Source organism: Psychrobacter sp. 1U2, from assembly GCF_051847575.1.
The window spans coordinates 1-807 of record NZ_JBPYDC010000844.1; the positions used below are offsets into that span (position 1 = coordinate 1).

The window sequence follows — 807 nt, forward strand, 5'->3', positions numbered from 1 at the left end:
TGGCAAGCGCTGCATTTACAGCAATTACTGCCAATATTTTCCGAAGTTTTAAACGATAATGATGGAGACATTCAGGCTGAATGGCAACCGCTATTACAGAGGGGTATGAATGAGATATGTGTTCAGCTCGATCCTTCAGGACAAGTGTTTAACAGTCTTGATGTGGCTAAGAGAGCCATATTGATATTGCTTACATATCGGCTATCGAAAGATGTCAAAGGTCAAGTGATATTGACGTTAGATAGCTCAGTACATGTGTCAGGGCTTGGCTATAATAGTGACAGCGTTGCGCACTATATCGTCGATCTACGCCGCCATGCGCGCTTGATTGATATTGATTTAACCATGATCAGTGATGCCAATTTGCAGTGGTTATTATTAACTGCTCAAAGTCTAAATAGCGTTCAGCTATTGGCTGTCATTAGTACTGTGCCTGTCTACCCCGCGTCTATTGCTACGGACTCTATAATAGAGACTCAGGGGAAAGAGAATTATCCAGAGACACAACAAGAAAGCCGTCAAATAGACTATAATGAGTATCGACAATGGCTAAGTACATTGCATACCGTCATGTTACACGATACGATAATCAGTCAGGATGAGTACGACTGCTTGATGGCACTCGCAGAGCACTGGCTAGGCGTTCGTAAGCTTTTTTGATTGCAGCTTAGTTGACACCTCAGAAGTCATTCAACAGCTATGATGGATACTTTGGTTAAGCTGTCAAACTAATCGGCCCATCTACAAATGATTTAAACAAGATAAGTAGGACAATAAAGAGACATGAGTGATATCCAAGATCCGCTA

General features: G+C 41.9%; 1 pseudogene. It reads left to right on the forward strand.

The features are described from left to right. A pseudogene (locus tag ACS8FD_RS19075) lies at positions 1-660 on the forward strand (M48 family metalloprotease); the annotation flags it as partial. Between the last annotated feature and the right edge of the window lie 147 nt (positions 661-807).